The sequence below is a fragment of the Paenibacillus graminis genome (assembly GCF_000758705.1).
Lineage (GTDB): Bacteria > Bacillota > Bacilli > Paenibacillales > Paenibacillaceae > Paenibacillus_AQ > Paenibacillus_AQ graminis.
Genome location: NZ_CP009287.1, coordinates 2607300 through 2623056, shown reverse-complemented (window position 1 = coordinate 2623056; position 15757 = coordinate 2607300). Strand labels below are relative to the sequence as shown.

15 protein-coding genes are annotated in these 15757 nt (G+C 50.6%); 2 read left to right on the top strand and 13 right to left on the bottom strand.

What is annotated here, in order from left to right; all coding sequences use genetic code 11:
- Window positions 1-88 precede the first annotated feature (88 nt).
- From PGRAT_RS10605 to PGRAT_RS10585, 5 genes are all read right to left on the bottom strand, one after another.
- Window positions 89-1756: an extracellular solute-binding protein gene (locus PGRAT_RS10605; protein WP_025709016.1), complete on the bottom strand. Its 1668-nt coding sequence runs from the start codon at window positions 1754-1756 to the stop codon at window positions 89-91.
- A 24-nt stretch (window positions 1757-1780) separates the two neighbouring features.
- Window positions 1781-2674, bottom strand: a complete 894-nt coding sequence (locus PGRAT_RS10600; RefSeq protein ID WP_025709017.1) for a carbohydrate ABC transporter permease — start codon at window positions 2672-2674, stop codon at window positions 1781-1783.
- 21 nt (window positions 2675-2695) lie between these two features.
- On the bottom strand, window positions 2696-3652 hold the full coding sequence (locus tag PGRAT_RS10595) for an ABC transporter permease (protein WP_025709018.1): 957 nt from the start codon (window positions 3650-3652) through the stop codon (window positions 2696-2698).
- A gap of 68 nt (window positions 3653-3720) precedes the next feature.
- Window positions 3721-4662, bottom strand: a complete 942-nt coding sequence (locus PGRAT_RS10590) for an AraC family transcriptional regulator (protein ID WP_025709020.1) — start codon at window positions 4660-4662, stop codon at window positions 3721-3723.
- 181 nt (window positions 4663-4843) lie between these two features.
- On the bottom strand, window positions 4844-5302 hold the full coding sequence (locus PGRAT_RS10585) for a DUF1801 domain-containing protein (RefSeq protein ID WP_025709021.1): 459 nt from the start codon (window positions 5300-5302) through the stop codon (window positions 4844-4846).
- Window positions 5303-5492: 190 nt separating this feature from the next.
- Between PGRAT_RS10585 and PGRAT_RS10580 the strand changes: the two genes are divergently transcribed.
- Window positions 5493-7184, top strand: coding sequence for a M3 family oligoendopeptidase (locus tag PGRAT_RS10580; protein WP_025709023.1), 1692 nt, complete (start codon window positions 5493-5495; stop codon window positions 7182-7184).
- Between the two features lie 2 nt (window positions 7185-7186).
- Here PGRAT_RS10580 and PGRAT_RS33165 read toward each other — a convergent pair whose 3' ends face one another.
- From PGRAT_RS33165 to PGRAT_RS10570, 3 genes are all read right to left on the bottom strand, one after another.
- The gene (locus tag PGRAT_RS33165; protein WP_156124059.1) at window positions 7187-7324 is read right to left on the bottom strand and encodes a hypothetical protein; all 138 of its coding nucleotides are present in this window, start codon (window positions 7322-7324) and stop codon (window positions 7187-7189) included.
- Window positions 7325-7743: 419 nt separating this feature from the next.
- The gene (locus tag PGRAT_RS10575) at window positions 7744-8127 is read right to left on the bottom strand and encodes an iron chaperone (protein WP_025703470.1); all 384 of its coding nucleotides are present in this window, start codon (window positions 8125-8127) and stop codon (window positions 7744-7746) included.
- Window positions 8128-8154: 27 nt separating this feature from the next.
- The gene (locus PGRAT_RS10570) at window positions 8155-8742 is read right to left on the bottom strand and encodes a TetR/AcrR family transcriptional regulator (protein ID WP_025703471.1); all 588 of its coding nucleotides are present in this window, start codon (window positions 8740-8742) and stop codon (window positions 8155-8157) included.
- A 119-nt stretch (window positions 8743-8861) separates the two neighbouring features.
- Here PGRAT_RS10570 and PGRAT_RS10565 point away from each other — a divergent pair, with 119 nt between their 5' ends.
- The gene (locus tag PGRAT_RS10565; protein ID WP_025703472.1) at window positions 8862-9401 is read left to right on the top strand and encodes a hypothetical protein; all 540 of its coding nucleotides are present in this window, start codon (window positions 8862-8864) and stop codon (window positions 9399-9401) included.
- Window positions 9402-9551: 150 nt separating this feature from the next.
- On the opposite strand, the gene PGRAT_RS10560 is transcribed toward PGRAT_RS10565, so the two are convergent.
- The 5 genes from PGRAT_RS10560 to PGRAT_RS10535 form a co-directional block, all read right to left on the bottom strand.
- Complete coding sequence (locus tag PGRAT_RS10560) at window positions 9552-10796, bottom strand: RICIN domain-containing protein (RefSeq protein WP_025703473.1); 1245 nt, start codon at window positions 10794-10796, stop codon at window positions 9552-9554.
- Between the two features lie 374 nt (window positions 10797-11170).
- Window positions 11171-11824, bottom strand: a complete 654-nt coding sequence (locus PGRAT_RS10550; RefSeq protein ID WP_036703003.1) for a hypothetical protein — start codon at window positions 11822-11824, stop codon at window positions 11171-11173.
- A 127-nt stretch (window positions 11825-11951) separates the two neighbouring features.
- The gene (locus PGRAT_RS10545; protein WP_025703476.1) at window positions 11952-13247 is read right to left on the bottom strand and encodes an SMI1/KNR4 family protein; all 1296 of its coding nucleotides are present in this window, start codon (window positions 13245-13247) and stop codon (window positions 11952-11954) included.
- A 49-nt stretch (window positions 13248-13296) separates the two neighbouring features.
- Window positions 13297-14352 (bottom strand): LLM class flavin-dependent oxidoreductase, encoded by a 1056-nt coding sequence (locus PGRAT_RS10540; RefSeq protein ID WP_025703477.1) that lies wholly within the window; start codon window positions 14350-14352, stop codon window positions 13297-13299.
- 196 nt (window positions 14353-14548) lie between these two features.
- Complete coding sequence (locus tag PGRAT_RS10535; protein WP_025703478.1) at window positions 14549-15619, bottom strand: ABC transporter substrate-binding protein; 1071 nt, start codon at window positions 15617-15619, stop codon at window positions 14549-14551.
- Window positions 15620-15757 lie beyond the last annotated feature (138 nt).

Below are 15757 nucleotides of genomic sequence, written 5' to 3'. Positions count from 1 at the left end.
CGCTGCCGGGACCTCATGTCCATTGCCAGCTTCAGTACCCGGCAAGCGCAGTATTAGATTGTGATTTTACCCTATTACCCGAGTCCGATTACTTCAGCTTGCTCAGGTTCTCCTGCCACTTCCGGGTTTTGAAGGCCAGCAGATCGGCATAGCCCACAGCCTGGGCATCCTTGTCCGCTTTGTCCAGAATGGCAAGCACCTCTGCTTCGCTGCCTGCGTTCATTACCGCCTGCGCTCTGGCTTTTTCATAGATTTCAGACACGCTTTGCGAGATAATCCCCTCCTGGGAATCGCCGGCCGGAGCCAGGTTTACGAACTCTGTAGTGTCATACTGCGTTTTCCAGGTAATTTCGGATTGCCATTTCGTTTCCCAGCTCTTTTTGTTCTCCGGCAGCGTGGACTCGAACTTCATCTTGGAATTATCCACATATACTGTGTTGCCGTTCCATTGCAGATTGACCGTAGCATTCATCAGCTCGTCGCGCCCTTTGGTATCCGTAGTGAAGGCATCGGTAAAGAGCGGCGCACCTTCCTCGTCCGTTCCTTCCCAGTACTTGCCTTCAGGTCCCCACATAATAATCCGCTGTCCTTCAGGTCCAGTGAACCAGTCGAGAAAGGCAAAGATGGCTTCAGGGTCCTTCGCTGCTGTAGTGATGACGCTGACGTTCCAGCCCAACCGATTATAAGAGCCGGGGAAAATTTTATTCTTGTCCAGTCCCTCCTTATGGACCGGCCATACCATAATGTAGCCTGCCTCGGGGTCCTCTGCTTCCAGCAGCGAGTTGCCGATGGCGCCGAATTCCGTCGGGCTGGATGCAGCGTATACAGCCGCTTTGCCCGTAATGATCTTCTGCTCTACCTGCTCCCGGGTCTGCGTGAAGGCATCCTGGCTGATCAGCCGGTCCTGGAACAGCTTGTTGGCGTAGACCAGCGACTCACGAAAAGCCGGGTCTGTGAACACGGAGGTCAGCCCGCTGCCGTTCGGGACCGCCATCATGCTCTTCGCGCTGTATTGGTAAGGCCGGTTCTCCGCAAAGGCCGATGACAATACATCGATGCCCTCCGCGCCTTGTCCTACTTCCAGCGGGACCACATCCGGATACTTCTGCTTCACCTGCAACAGATAATTATAGAGATCCTCCGTTGTTTCGAGACTTGGAGCTCCCAGAGCGTTATAAATTTTCTTGTTCACCATGTAACCGGTGTTTCCGTTCGGCTGGGTCGTGTACCAGTTCGGGAACTGATACAGCTTGCCGTCTTCCGAACGCAGCATGTTCAGCGTTTCTTCGCCCGCCCATTTTTTTAGATTGGGGTATTTATCCAGATAATCATCGAAGGGAACCAGTGCGCCCGCCTGTCTCAGCTGTTCCACGTCCGCTCCCCGCTCGGTCCAGATCACATCCGGCAGCTGACCGGAGACGATCATCGTGCTGAGCTTTTGCTTCGCGTTGCCACCCGAGCTAATCGGCACTACGTTAACCTTCTTATTGTCCTTGATCCACTGGGTGGACAGATCCTCGCCCCAATTCGGCATGGTGTACCAGTCGTAATGACCATAGAACGAAAATTCCAAAGGCTGTTCTCCAAGAACATACCCGCCTCCCGGAGCCGCATTAGCCGAGGAATTGCTATTTCCTGCAGCATTAGCCGGAGCGCCATTGTCCTTTGCCGAATTCCCGCCTGAGCACCCCGCGATACCCGCGGTCAGACTGAGCACAGCAGCTAAGGATACCGCCATTGATCGAACAGATTTCATCGCAGATTTCCCCCTTCGTTTTTGCTATTCTTTCAACGAACCGACCATCACGCCTTTGACAAAGTATTTCTGCAGAAACGGATAGATGCACAGGATCGGGAGCGTAGCCACCATCATCGTGGCCATCGACAGCGATTTGGTTGTGACAGCCTTCATCCGGCTCATCCGTCCCTGGGCGGCTGAATCCATCTGCGCCAGCTGTTCACTCATAATGTTCGAGTTCAGAATCTGCTGGAGCTTGGTCTGGATCGGCATGAGTCCGGTATCGCTGATATAAATGCTGGGCGTGAACCAGTCGTTCCAGTGATAGACGGCGGTGAATAAGGACAAGGTGGCAATAACAGGGCCGGACAGCGGGAAAATAATCCGGAACAGCACCATCCAGTTGGAGCAGCCGTCAATCCGCGCAGATTCCTCCAGGGCTTGCGGGATACCTTTGAAAAAGGTACGGAAGATGATCATATTCCACACACTGATAATCCCCGGAATGATCATGACCCAGAAGGTATTGAACAGATGCAGCTCGCGGATCAGCAGGAAGGTAGGAATCAATCCCCCGCTGAAGTACATCGTAATAATGCACAGAACCATGTAGGGTTTACGGCCAATCAGCTCCGATTTGCTCATTCCGTAAGCGAAGATAGCCGTAGCAGCAATGGAAGCCAGCGTGCCGGTGACAGTTCTCAGGATCGAGATCACAAATCCGTTAATCAAACGGCTGTCCTCAAAGACCACCCTGTAATTCTCCAGTGAAAATTGCCTGGGCCAAAAAGTTATGCCCCCTTTCATCGTGTCAGTTCCGTTGTTAAACGAAATTACAGCAGCGTTCCAAAATGGATAAAAGGCCAGAAGCCCCAGAAGGAACAGCAGACTGTATATGACCGCTATCAGGACTTTATCGCCGGTCGTGGACTTCATGAATATCTGCCTCCATTTCTGCTACCACAAGCTGTTGCCGGATTTGCGTGCGGCATAGTTGGCCCCCACCAGCAGGAACACCCCGATCAGTGATTTGAAGAGGCCTGCCGCCGTAGCGTAGGAATAACGGTTATTTTGTATCCCTATCCGGTATACATAAGTATCTATGACATCGCCGACATCACGCAGCACGGGGTTCGAGCCAAGCAGCAGAATATCCTCGAAGCCGGCACTGAGAAGATTGCCAACCGCCAGAATCATGAAGACAATGATTACCGGCAGAATGGAGGGCAGCGTGATCGAGAACATCTGTCTCAGCCGGCTTGCGCCGTCCATTGCCGCCGCTTCATGCATATGGGGATCGACACCGGCGATAGCTGCCAGATACACAATTGAGGAGAAGCCGATTTCCTTCCACACCCCTGTAGCCACAAGAATGGTCCAGAAGTATTCGGGAAGCGAGAGAAAATTGACGGGCTCGTAGATCAGGCTCAGCTTCTGCAGCAGCATATTTACGCTCCCGTTCTCTGTGGAGAGCATGGACATTATGAAACCGGAGACAATGACCCAGGATAAAAAATGCGGCAGATAGCTGATGGTCTGAACCGTCCGCTTGAATACCCGGCTTTTGACTTCGTTCAGCATCAGGGCCAAGGCAATGGGAGCCGGAAAGCCAATCAAAAGCTTAAGCAGACTGATGACTATGGTGTTGCGCATAACGGTCCAAAACTCCGGGGCATGAAAAAACATCTCAAAGTGCTTGAATCCAACCCACGGACTGCCCGTGAAACCTTTAAAAAGATTGTAATCCTGAAATGCCATCAGCACACCATACATGGGGATATAACTGAACACGAGGATAAATAACAGGGCGGGCACCACCATGAGTTGAAGATCCCACTGCTTGAGGATCCGTTTCAGCAGTGAATCGTTCCCGGTCTTTTGTCCATGCTCCAGCTTATATGCGATTTTTTGCATTTTGACCTCCCTCGCCTCTAATTGTGTAAGCTGAAATTACCTGTGGAGTTATATAATCTAACCTTAGTTTAACGTTCTTCTGCAGCTAACTCTCCGCCTAACTGCTCATAAACTAACACTATCTTACTGCAAGCTGATTTTGCTTTGTTTCTGACGTTTCTTGGCTCGGTCCCCATATGGCGCTTGAACAGCCGGTTGAAATTGGAGAGTGTGCGGAAACCGCATTCCAGGGCAATGTCGACAATTTTACGGTCCGATGCTTCCAGCAGGCCATATGCATTTTCCAGGCGAAGGTGAATTAAATACATGAGGGGGGACACGCCGACGGTCCGGCGGAAAATATCGCTGAAGCGCGAGGGGCTCAAGTAGGTCAGGGCAGCCAGCTCTTCCAGGGTCCAGGGATATGCAAACCGCTGTTCCATGATCCGCGTGACATGCCGTATTTTTTCAAGCTGCGGGGCAGTAATGGTTCCCTTGCTCTTCTTCAGGTTGTCCACACGAAAATAGCGGTTGACTGCCACTAGGAATTGCAGAAGATAAGCATATACGATGGAGTTGTATGAGCACCTTCCGCCCTCGTGTTCCTCTTGCATCCGCAGCAGAAGCCCCCGGAGCTCGTCCATCTTGGGATGGCCGCGGTCAAGCAGGTTGTTGAACGAAATGCCCATTTCCTTGAAAGGACACAGTATGTCCGGATCACAGCGCAGGCTGCCCAGAAACCATGAGGGATCAAACGTAATGACCTGCATGACCAAATTATCGGTCTCGTAGGCACAGTGCAGATCATTGGAGTTGATCAGCAGAATATCCCCTTCCCGGAAATCATAACGCTCCCCGTTGATTCTGTAGTAGCCGGTGCCGGATTTGATCATGTTAATCTCCAGCGCGTCATGGGCATGCAGCCGTTGATAATGGGAAGTGACACCGATCGTGTCCTCAAGAAAGATTGGATACTCCCTTGGAAACAAAACCTTCTCTCTGAACCTGTCTTCGGTAAGGATAATCTCCATCCGCACTCGCCTCCAAGTAACGTAATTTGAGAAAAGACCTGCTGTATTTGCTGAAAATCAAGCTCTCGAAACAAGATTAGGTCCATCCTATGTCATTCCTATTTTCATGTCAATAATAGTTACATATAATTACGTTCCTCTGTAGTTTCTGAAGCAACATCCTATGGATTAGATTTTCCGCTTAGTGTCTGCCTGCTTCTTTCTCGTACAACTGAATATATTCTTCCACAGTAACCTTCCGGCATAGTTCAGCAATGAGATCATAGGGAAGGTTGTTTACTTTTTTGAACCGGACACAGGATTTGCCCATATCCAGCTTGGTCTGGACATGCTTCGGATACTCCGCTTTGAACCATGTCAGCAGTTCGGGGAACATATACAGCCCCATATGGTAGAGTGCAATAAAATTCTTCTGCGAGGCTATACTGACAAAAGGGAGCGGCTGCTCCGGATTGACATGATAGCCTGGTGCATAGAGCTGATGGGGAACTACATAGGTGATCATTCCGTAGGACATGGTTTCCTGAAACCCCTCAGGCAGGTTGACCTTAATCGTCTGTCTAAGTTTCGATACGGCTTCCCTCCGTTCCTCCGGCAACTGGCTGATATAATCCTCAGAATTGTTCCATTCTTTTTTCAACCTTGCTCCTCCTTTGTGTACAAACCGTGATACAGAATAGTACCAATATACAAATAGCCGGATGGATTAACAAGCGTCAATGCCACGATACATCTCAAGTTTCCGTTTAAATAGTGCTTAAAATTATTTCAGATAATATAATGAAAACGAAATGTTTATGAAAGCTACCTGAAAGGATGTTGATGATTTCATGAAATTTAGCGAATACCGGTATGAACGTCCGGATGCTGCCAAGCTGAAAGTACGCTTTGCCGAGCTTTTGAAAGGTCTTAACGCAGATCGCCTTGAGGAGCAGAAATCGGCCTTTAGTGAAATTAACAAGCTGCGGAATGAATTTGACACGATGGCAACCCTGGTCAGCATCAGACATTCGATCAACACAGAAGATGAATTCTACAAAGCTGAACAGGAATACATGGATGAAGCGGGACCTGTTATTCAGGAGTATGTAACCGACTATTACAGAGCACTTGTGCAGTCCAAATTCAGAGCCGAATTCGAACAGGAATGGGGCTCACAGCTGCTTCAGATTGCCGAGATCTCATTGCGGACGTTCAGTCCGGAGGTTATTGAAGACCTGCAGCTGGAGAATAAGCTGTCTACCGAATACAACCAGATTATTGCTTCGGCGAAAATTCCGTTTGAGGGTGAGGAGCGCACACTGCCGCAGCTCGCACCGTTTGAGCTGTCGACAGACCGCGGGATGCGCAAGCGCGCTTCGGAGGCCCGGTTTCAATTCATGGCCGAGCATGAGGCTGAGTTTGACCGGATTTTTGACGAGCTGGTCAAGGTCCGTACCGGTATCGCCAAAAAACTCGGCTATAAGAGCTTCGTTGAGCTTGGCTACGACCGGATGCTGCGCACCGACTACAATGCCGATATGGTCGCTAATTTCCGCAAGCAGGTGCAGGATTATATCGTTCCGGTCTCCCGGAAGCTGAAGGAACGCCAGGCGGCCCGTCTGGGTCTGGAGAAGTTGAAGTATTATGATGAAAGCCTGAATTTCAACAGTGGAAACGCCGCGCCGAAGGGTGATCCCGACTGGATTATTGCGAATGGGGCCAAAATGTACAAAGAACTGTCTCCTGAAACCGATGCATTTTTCGGCTTTATGCTGGAGAATGAACTGATGGATCTTGTCAGCAAAAAAGGCAAGCAGGGCGGCGGATACTGCACCTATCTCAGCCTGTATGAGGCCCCTTTCATTTTCTCTAATTTTAATGGAACCTCCGGAGATATCGATGTGCTGACTCATGAGGTTGGACATGCATTCCAGGTGTATCAGAGCCGCCATATTCATGTGCCCGAATACGCTTTTCCAACCTATGAGGCTGCAGAAATCCACTCAATGAGTATGGAGTTTTTTGCTTGGCCCTGGATGGATTTGTTCTTTGAAGAGGACGCCGCCAAGTACCGTTTGGGCCATCTGGGGGACAGTCTGCAGTTCATCCCGTACGGCGTTTCCGTCGATGAATTCCAGCATTTTGTCTATGCCAATCCGGATGCGACACCTGCCGAGCGCAAGCAGGCCTGGCGGGAAATCGAGAAAAAGTATCTTCCTTTGCGCGACTATGAAGACAACACTTATCTGGAACAAGGCGGATTCTGGCAGAAGCAAGCCCATATCTTCCGCTCCCCGTTCTACTATATTGACTATACGCTCGCCCAGCTCTGCGCCTTCCAGTTCTGGAAGCGGTCGAATGAGGATTTCACATCAGCCTGGGCCGATTATCTGCGGCTTTGCCAGGCCGGCGGAAGCCTGTCCTTCCTCCAGCTGGTCGAGCTGGCCGGACTGAAATCCCCCTTCGGGGATGGCAGCATCCGTTCCGTGATTGGAGATATTGAAAACTGGCTGAACAGCGTAGACGACAAGCAGCTGTAAGCTTAAGGATGGCTGCTCTGGCTGACCCGACTGCTCCGGCTGCTCTGGCTGCTGGCTGCTCTGGCTGCTCTGGCTGCTCCGGCTGACCCGACTGCTCCGGCTGCTCTGGCTGCCAAAGGACGGCCATCTTTAGTGGACAAAGGTTCACTAATCCAACCAAGTTTGGCTTCTCAAGGTACCCTAGTTGGAAAAAGTACCACTAATCTAGCGTGTTTGGCTCCTGAGGCATCCTTAGTTGGAAAAAGTACCCCTATTCCCGCTGAAACCACCCATAATTGGGGGTTTGACTTAAAATAAGTGTACAAATTCCAACTAAATCCTATAAAATCCAGAATTTCGGCTAATTAGTTTTACTTTTTCCACTTAAACTTCGGCTTCAGATGAAGCGAGCAGGTTTACGAGCACTCAGCTTTTCCGGTTGAACTCAAAAAGGAACCCGCTTAAAGCCTAAGCAGGCTCCTTTTTTTTGGACACTGTCGCGTTCATTCCGTACCTTTGCTGTCGCGTATATACCTATTTTTTTGCTGTCCCATTCATTCCCTTGCCTTAGCGGCCCCGCTTATTTCTTGGCCTTCGCTGCCGCCTTCTCCCGATTCTCCGCTGCTCTGAATTTCACGATCCGGCTAATCAGATCAAGCGGCAGCGGCTTATCCAGAGGAAACTGTACAGACCCTTTGGCTCCCTTGTACTGTGCCAGCTCCTCCTGAAAAGCCTCAATCCCGCTGGGGGCCGGGTAGAAGCCGATATGCTTCTTGAAAGCTGCAAAATGCACCAGATTCCCATGCAGGAAGAAGGTCGGCATCTGGTAGCTAATTTTCTCTTCGGCCTCCGGCGCCGCTTCATGAATTACCTTCCTTACCGCTTCCAGCTTCTTGCGGATTTCCAAAGGGGCTTGGGTAATATAATCGTCGATGGACTCATAAGTGATCTTAACAGGTTCCATAACCGGCTCCTCTCTGTTATTCTGTTCTTATATCTTGCTTATGGAATCCAAATGACTGGTCAAAACCCGGATAATCCGCTGCTTGTCCAGGCGCTCAGGCTCCAGCATCGCATGCAGGGCCAGTCCGTCAACCAATGCGTACAGCCTTTCGGCTTCCACGGCCTTATCCAGTTCTTCTCTCAGTATTCCCTGCCCGTCCAGTAAATCGACCATCTCGCGTATCCCCGAATAGATATCGTCGTTCAGTTCGCCGTACTCCCCGTCCGTATATTTCAGATGAAAGACAAAGGCGAACCATACCTCCATTTCAGCCATGGTACTGTCATCTACAGGAATCATCTCCATCAGCACCCTTGTCACCTGCTCCTTGGGCGGCAGATCGAGTTGTAGAACAGTGTCAATCCTGGCTTGGGCCCGGTCCTTCACCAGATTCATGGCAAAAGCAAGCAGCTCATGCTGTGTAGAGAAATAATGGCGCAAGGCCCCAAGAGAAACTCCTGCTTCCTGCGCTATTTTTCGTACAGTCGCCCCTTTCATTCCCTGATTCATGATGACGCGCCAGGTCGCTTCTGCAATATGCGATTTTCGCTCCGAATGATCCACAATTTTTGGCATGTTCCTATTGTAGCATACTTAAAACTTCTTGCGCAATTTTAATAATACAATTGTATTATTTAAAATCCGCTGCTATAATTTCATATATAAACGTATCAATTAGACATAAGGGGTGGATTATGAATTTTGTTGCTTGGGCGATTGTCGCCTGTGAGGTCTTATTCTGGGTTGTTATTCTTGCCGGTTTTTCAGCACGTTATCTATTCAAACGCCAGAAGCTGGGACTGTTCTTTCTCGCCTTGACTCCGGTTCTGGATCTGATTCTGTTAATCATTGCCGGCATCGATTTGTACAACGGCGCTTCCGCCACTACGGCACATGCAGTTGCAGCCATCTATATTTCCGTGTCGATTGTGTTCGGCAAAAGTATGATCAGCTGGGCAGACGAACGCTTCCGCTATTATGTAACCAAGCAGGGAGCTGCACCGGTCAAACGTTACGGCATGGACCATGCCAGACATTATTTCAAAAGCTGGCTGAAGCATTTGCTTGCTTTTATCCTTGGAGCCGGGATTCTTTATGGACTCATGATCTGGATCGACGACCCGGCACGTACGGAAGCGCTCTTTAGCATACTGAAGATATGGACCGTTGTAGTGGGGATTGATCTCCTTATATCAAGCTCATATTTTATCTGGCCGAGAAAAGCAAAATCCTGAGCCGCCTGGCTTCCCATGCCAGACTTCAGGCGCTCTGACAAAAAAACACACCGTGCGGTGTGTTTTTTTTCAAAATATAGAATTTATATGCTTCTCGCCATAAACGATCCTTCTACTTGTAAGACATGATACGCATACATCTGCTGAGTGCTAGTTCACCTTGGTCAGCGCCCACTTCTGGGCGTCGCTTCCGTTATCCGTCCATTGCTGGACCGCTGCTCCATCTGCAGTAGATGAGCCTGATACATCCACGGCCAAACCGCTTACTTTGGAGATCAGCTTGTAGTAGCCCCCGCCTGCATCTATGACACTCCACTGCTGGGCATTACTGCCGTTGTCGTCCCACTGCTGCAGCTGTACTCCGGCCGATGTTGAAGAGCCCGGTACATCCAGCACTTTGCCGCTGTGCACAGCGGTTAGCTTATAATACCCGTCTCCCGTGCTGTCCACTCTGAACTGCTGATTGGCGGCGGTATAGTTGGTCCACTGCTGGATTTTGGCTCCGTTCGCCGTGGACACATCCACCACATCCATCACCTTGCCGCTGGCCTTGGATGCAAAGGTGTAGACTCCGCCGCTAACGATATTCGGCGCATTGGAGGCCTGATAGACACGCACATAGTCAACCAGCATTTTGGCCGGGAAAGGAGTAGCAGCATCGGGACTTCCAGGCCAGTTGCCTCCAACGGCAAGATTCAGCAAAAGGAACGACGGCTTCTGGAATTCCTCTGTATTTCCGGTCCCATTTTCAATATAAAACTCATTGAACTTATTGCCGTCCACAAACCAGCGGATATATTTGGCGTCCCATTCAATGCTGTACACATGATACTGGGAGAAGTCCAGATTTCCGGATATCTGCCCGTAATCGGCCTGGCCGTTCGCATCCCAGTGCACAGTTCCGTTGACAAAAGCATTGTTGTTCACGCGTTCCATAATATCCGTTTCCCCGCATTTGGGCCAGCCCACGCCAGGTACGTCAATATTTGTTCCCAGCATCCAAAAGGCCGGCCATAGCCCCTGACCTGAAGGCAGCTTGATTCTGGCTTCGATTTTTCCATAAGTGAAGCTCTTCTTGCCTTGTGTTTTTATACGTGCAGAGGTATAGCTGCTGCCGTTATAAGACTCCTTCAACGCCGTAATTACGAGATTGCCGCCTGTGACCTGCAGATTCTGCGGGCGGTTGGTGTAATATTGCAGCTCATTATTCCCCCATCCGCTGACGCCGGTACCAATTTCGGCAGTCCAGTTAGATGTGTTCAAGGATGTACCATCGAATTCATCGCTCCATGCCAGATTCCAATTCGTAACCGCGTTTACATTGCCTGTGGGAAAGAGCGTAGTCAGGAGTGTAAATATCACCAGCAAGCTAAGCATTTTACCTCTTTTCAGCATCTTATTCCTCCTCAAATGTTACAACTATTTCAATACACGCCGCGCGAACGTGCTCTTGAAACCCAAGCGATGCCTTGCCTATGTATAGCCTCCACATGAATCAGCCAGCAATTGCAGAGTTTAGCACTCACGCCGCTTTGGAAGCTCTGTTTCCCCAACCGGTTTCGTTCCTCCCGCAACATTCCCCTTGCTTCCGCAACCGCTTTCGTTATCCTCTCTTTGCATTGTATATGTTTCCCACCCATAATATTCCTGTTATTCATGACTGGCTGCGGGCTGCCTATCCCTTTGCTGATATTCAAACAAAACAGCCCTCTTCCTTATACAGGAAGAGGGCTGTTGCAGCATTATTCACGATAAAAGAACGGGATGGCTTACTCCATGCCATGTTCTTTCCGGATGTTATACAAGCCTTGAAGCAGCAGCTCCGATGGATCGCGGTTCAGCTGCAGATGGATTAACAGCATATGCAGCGGGATTGCGCATACGTTATTCCCTTCGGTAACCGCCGGAAATCCGGCTTCAAACACCGGACCATGGGTTTCATTCCAGGCCAGCCCGGCATGTACCTGCTCAGGTGCAAACTCTTCACGTACAGCTTCAATACAATGCGGCACCAGCACGTTATCGATCATCGCCTTGGCTTCTTCTTCACTGGTTGGAGGCGGTGTGAGAGCTTTGCCCCCCTTGACCTTCATCAAGTCAATGAAGAACGAAGCCATCCAGACATTCGGACTGTTGTTTGTCTGGAATCTGGTAACCAGTTCATGCAGGAAAAAGCCGCAGGAATAGACATCCTTCGCTTCATCCAATACATGAAATACAAATACCGGGCCATAAGCCTCCATATTCATCACTTGGCCCTGAACTTCATTGAAATGCATCTTAAGGGCCACGATGCCATTATGGTGAACCGCCTTTACAAGCTCAGCCATCTGTTCTTCAGTCATGGTATGCTCTGTGTTGGTTGCTTCCTCGCCTGTTTGTACCTCATTTGTTGCTTCGTCAGTCGTTGACTTATTGTTCATTATCATATTCACCCCACTTCCTATCATACCATCCCAGGGCTGTAAGCGACATCTTGTTATGGACAAGACATGCAATTGACAATATTGCAAGCAGAAAAGCGCTGCGCCGTCCTTAAAAGGGCGGTACTCAAGCCAGCAGCCCCAGGGCATCGCGGACAGCCTGCTTTTCCTTTTTCAGCACAGCTTCATCCAGTGCCTGTTCCAGCAGACAGCGGATCTGCTGCAATTCAGCAGGGCTGAAGACCTCAGCCCCGGTATTGCTATACAAAACAGGAAACGCAGCGATAACGATCTGGCGCTGAACGTCACTGCCGCCAAGCCACATTACAATGTCGGACGGTGTGGGCTGTGAGTGAACATAAAGTGTATCCCACCCGTCATAAGGAAAAGCGATCTTATCCTCCATCCACCCCAGCACCCTGCGGCTGTGAAAATCCTGCAGCAGCGAGTTCGCTTGATAACCGCTCAGCTTTTGGGTTGCCGCCAATTGCTCCAGCAAGCGGAAGACACGCTCCAACCCTTCATCCTCCGGAAGACAATGAGCTGACAGGTAAGCAAGTGTACTCCGGCTTACTTCAAGGGGAAGAGTCTCTGCCCAGATTGAGCGTACGAGATCCGCTGCCTTTTCCTTAAGCACATCTCCCGCAAGACAAAGGATGGCTTCTTTGTTATGGCTGTCACGCTCCTGTCCTGCCCGATCCAAAAAAGCCTGCAGCACCTCATCCGCGTCATATCGGCCAAAAGCTTCAGCAGTCTCCTGATCCATCCCGAACATTTCTGCATAGCGAAGGAGTAAGGAGAGCTCCTTCTGTGCCTGCGCCAGAGTCAGTGTCAAATATTCATTCAACCAGGCCATCCATTGTCTGCTGGCGGGCTTCTCCGGGTCCAACCCGGCCTCACCGCAAAATTCCGGGTACTGCCATTCCTCCGCACCTACACAACCCAGCGCCGTAACCTTGCCGATGAAATCCGTGATCTTTGGAGCCAGCAGCAGATATTCCGCCGTTTCGTGGGCCCAATGCACGACTGCGGTTTCAGAAGCGCTATGCAAATCCAACAGCAGCTCATCCCCGTTGCCTGCCGGATGTAAACTGAGATAACGCTGAGTCTCCCCGGAATCTTCTTCGTCGGGAGTAACGAAAAAATCCAGCTGGTCCGCATCCCAGCCCAGCTCTCCGCTCACCTCAAAGGGAAGAATCGCTGCATCTGGCAGATTCCAATAGACATAAGCTTTGCCTGCCCCCTCTTTCAGCAGGGAACGCAGCTCCAGCGGAAGCCGGATTCCGAGCCTAGCTTCCACTCCGGCAAGCCTGCTCTCCGCAGCAGGAGGACCAACGTTAAACCGGGTGTTTGCACCTTTTTGCCCAAGTGCCTGAATAAGCTCCTGCCATTGCCGTTTCCAGACATTCATTTGCTCTTTCATCAGAGCTGCTACCTCCCCAGGTTGTCAAATGTCGTGTAATTCAGGTATCTTACAGGTTGTTCTTCTCCCAAAGCGCTACTTCCTCACGGACGCGGGGCGCCACTTCGGTGCCGAGCAGCCTGATCGCTTCCATCACCTCAGCGTGGGGCATTGTGCCGTGCGGAACATGCAGCAGAAATCTTGTAACGCCTACATGCTTTCGCAGATGAATGATTTTGTCCGCGACACTTGCCGGGTCCCCCACATATAAAGCTCCGTCGAAGCTGCATGCCGCATCGTAATCCGCGCGGTGATAAGGCGGAAGCCCTTTCTCTGCCGCTCTGACATTGGTCCGCGCATAGGTGGACGGAAAAAACTGTTCAATCGCCTTCCGGGTATCCGCCGCAATAAAACCATGCGCATGCGCCGCAATCGGCAGCCGTGAGCTGTCATGGCCTGCATGGGCAGCCGCTTCTTTATAGAGCTTAACCTGTGACGCAAAGTCCAGGGGATGCACCGGACCAATCATAGCCAGCGCAAAAGGCAGCCCAAGTGCTCCTGCACGTACGGCTGACTCGGGACTTCCCGCACTGGCAATCCACACAGGCAATGGCTGCTGCACCGGACGCGGATAAATTCCCAGGTTATGTATGGCAGGTCTATGCTGCCCTTCCCAGCTTACCTTCTCGGACGTCTGGAGCTTCATCAGCAAATCAAGCTTCTCTTCGAATAAGGTTTCATAGTCTTTCAGATCGCATCCGAATAAAGGAAAGGACTCCGTAAACGAACCACGGCCCACCATAATCTCAGCCCGTCCGCCCGACAAACCGTCCAGTGTGGCAAAATCCTGATAGACGCGCACCGGATCGGCTGACGACAGGATCATCACCGCGCTGGTCAACCGGATTCGGGAGGTCAGGGACGCTGCCGCAGCCATGACTACCGCAGGCGAGGATGCGGCAAAATCCGGGCGGTGGTGCTCCCCTACACCATATACATCCAGCCCCACCTGGTCCGCGAGCATAATTTCTTCTACTACTTCACGCAGCCGCTCCGCATGGCTCATCGTTTCACCTGTGATTACATCAGGTGTGGTTTCGACAAAAGTGCTGATTCCAAGTTCCACTACTTTGTTCCCCCAAGCTGTTGTCAATTCAATTACTATATTCTATATCTTTATAGTTGAATATTCAAAATTTAAATTCCGGACGCATTCGCTCCGTAAGTATCCAAACTTCTCTTCCGCCACTCAAAAAGCAGATCGAACCGTCACATGGGTGACGGCCCAATCTGCTTCTAGTATGCGGATTTCTCTGCTGCTCTTATTTATTAGCGGTTATTTCAGAAGCCAGCTTCTCAGCCCCATCAAAGATTGAGTAGCTGTACCCCCAGAACTGGTTGAAGTCGATCGCATAAATGGTTTTGTTCTTAACAGCATTCAGACTTTGCAGGGAAGGGTCGGCATAAAAAGCCTTCAGCGTCTTCTCCGGGTCCACGCCTCCGGTATACACCGAGAGCAGCAGGACATCGGGGTTAGTTGCGATCAGCTGTTCTTTGCTGATTTCTCCGGTAACCGTGCCGAAGCTGTTTTTGAGTCCCAGCAAACCAAGGACATCTCCGGCAAAAGTGTCGGTGTTCCCGCTGTACACGGCGATTGCCCCATTGCCGCCATCAGACACATAAGCAAAGGTTTTTTCCCCACTGGCTGCGGCCTTATCCTTAAGCGATTGTGCCCGCTTTTTCAATTCAGCGGTATAGGCGGCTGCATTCTCCTGCACATCAAAGATTTGCCCGATCTGTTCAATGTCCTTGTACAAGCTGTCGAGTGTGGCTCCCTTAACGCTGGTATTTTGCACGAACGTTTTGATGCCCAGTTCGTTTAACCCTTCTACAGTCCCGCTGCCCCAATCCGCATCCGCATACAGGTCACTGCGTCCCAGAACGAGATCAGGACTTGCGCCTACAACCAGCTCTTTACTTGCATATTCCTTGGAGATAACAGGAATCTTCTTGAACTCCTCCTGCACCGCCGGATCGCCCGCACCGTAAAGGGCAGCTACGCCGACCATTTTGTCCGTCAAGCCCAGCTTGATCAGCAGCTCAGCCGCTCCCTGGGTATTGGCTACCACCTTTTCAGGCGCCTTGTCAAAAGTCTGTGACTTAACCTTCCATTCCGTTCCTTCACCGTTATTGGTGTAGTTCTCAATGGTGAGCGGATATACCGTCTTGGTGCTTGGAGCAGCTTCCTGCGTGCTGGCCGGAGCGCTGTTTGCAGGTGCAGCCGATTCAGACGGTTCATTCGCATTCTTCGTACCGGATGAACATGCTGCAAGCATAACTGCCATTACCAAAACCGCCAGCAGCGGCATATATCTTTTAAATGATTTCTTCATTGCCTAGTCCCCTTTTCTGTATGTACATTTGTGTATCCTGAATGAATTGTGACAAGACGGTGTCCTGCAAGGGATACAAACGTAGAATATAGAAAGTTGGACTGCCTGTCAATGAGAATTATTATCATTGACAATCAT

Coding starts and splice junctions, on each gene's coding strand:
- PGRAT_RS10535 (WP_025703478.1), bottom strand. CDS start 15,619: ATGAAGAAATCATTTAAAAGATATATGCCGCTGCTGGCGGTTTTGGTA.
- PGRAT_RS10565 (WP_025703472.1), top strand. CDS start 8,862: ATGAATTTTGTTGCTTGGGCGATTGTCGCCTGTGAGGTCTTATTCTGG.
- PGRAT_RS10570 (WP_025703471.1), bottom strand. CDS start 8,742: ATGCCAAAAATTGTGGATCATTCGGAGCGAAAATCGCATATTGCAGAA.
- PGRAT_RS10545 (WP_025703476.1), bottom strand. CDS start 13,247: ATGAAAGAGCAAATGAATGTCTGGAAACGGCAATGGCAGGAGCTTATT.
- PGRAT_RS10595 (WP_025709018.1), bottom strand. CDS start 3,652: ATGCAAAAAATCGCATATAAGCTGGAGCATGGACAAAAGACCGGGAAC.
- PGRAT_RS10580 (WP_025709023.1), top strand. CDS start 5,493: ATGAAATTTAGCGAATACCGGTATGAACGTCCGGATGCTGCCAAGCTG.
- PGRAT_RS10550 (WP_036703003.1), bottom strand. CDS start 11,824: ATGAACAATAAGTCAACGACTGACGAAGCAACAAATGAGGTACAAACA.
- PGRAT_RS10605 (WP_025709016.1), bottom strand. CDS start 1,756: ATGAAATCTGTTCGATCAATGGCGGTATCCTTAGCTGCTGTGCTCAGT.
- PGRAT_RS10590 (WP_025709020.1), bottom strand. CDS start 4,662: ATGGAGATTATCCTTACCGAAGACAGGTTCAGAGAGAAGGTTTTGTTT.
- PGRAT_RS10600 (WP_025709017.1), bottom strand. CDS start 2,674: ATGAAGTCCACGACCGGCGATAAAGTCCTGATAGCGGTCATATACAGT.
- PGRAT_RS10575 (WP_025703470.1), bottom strand. CDS start 8,127: ATGGAACCTGTTAAGATCACTTATGAGTCCATCGACGATTATATTACC.
- PGRAT_RS10560 (WP_025703473.1), bottom strand. CDS start 10,796: ATGCTGAAAAGAGGTAAAATGCTTAGCTTGCTGGTGATATTTACACTC.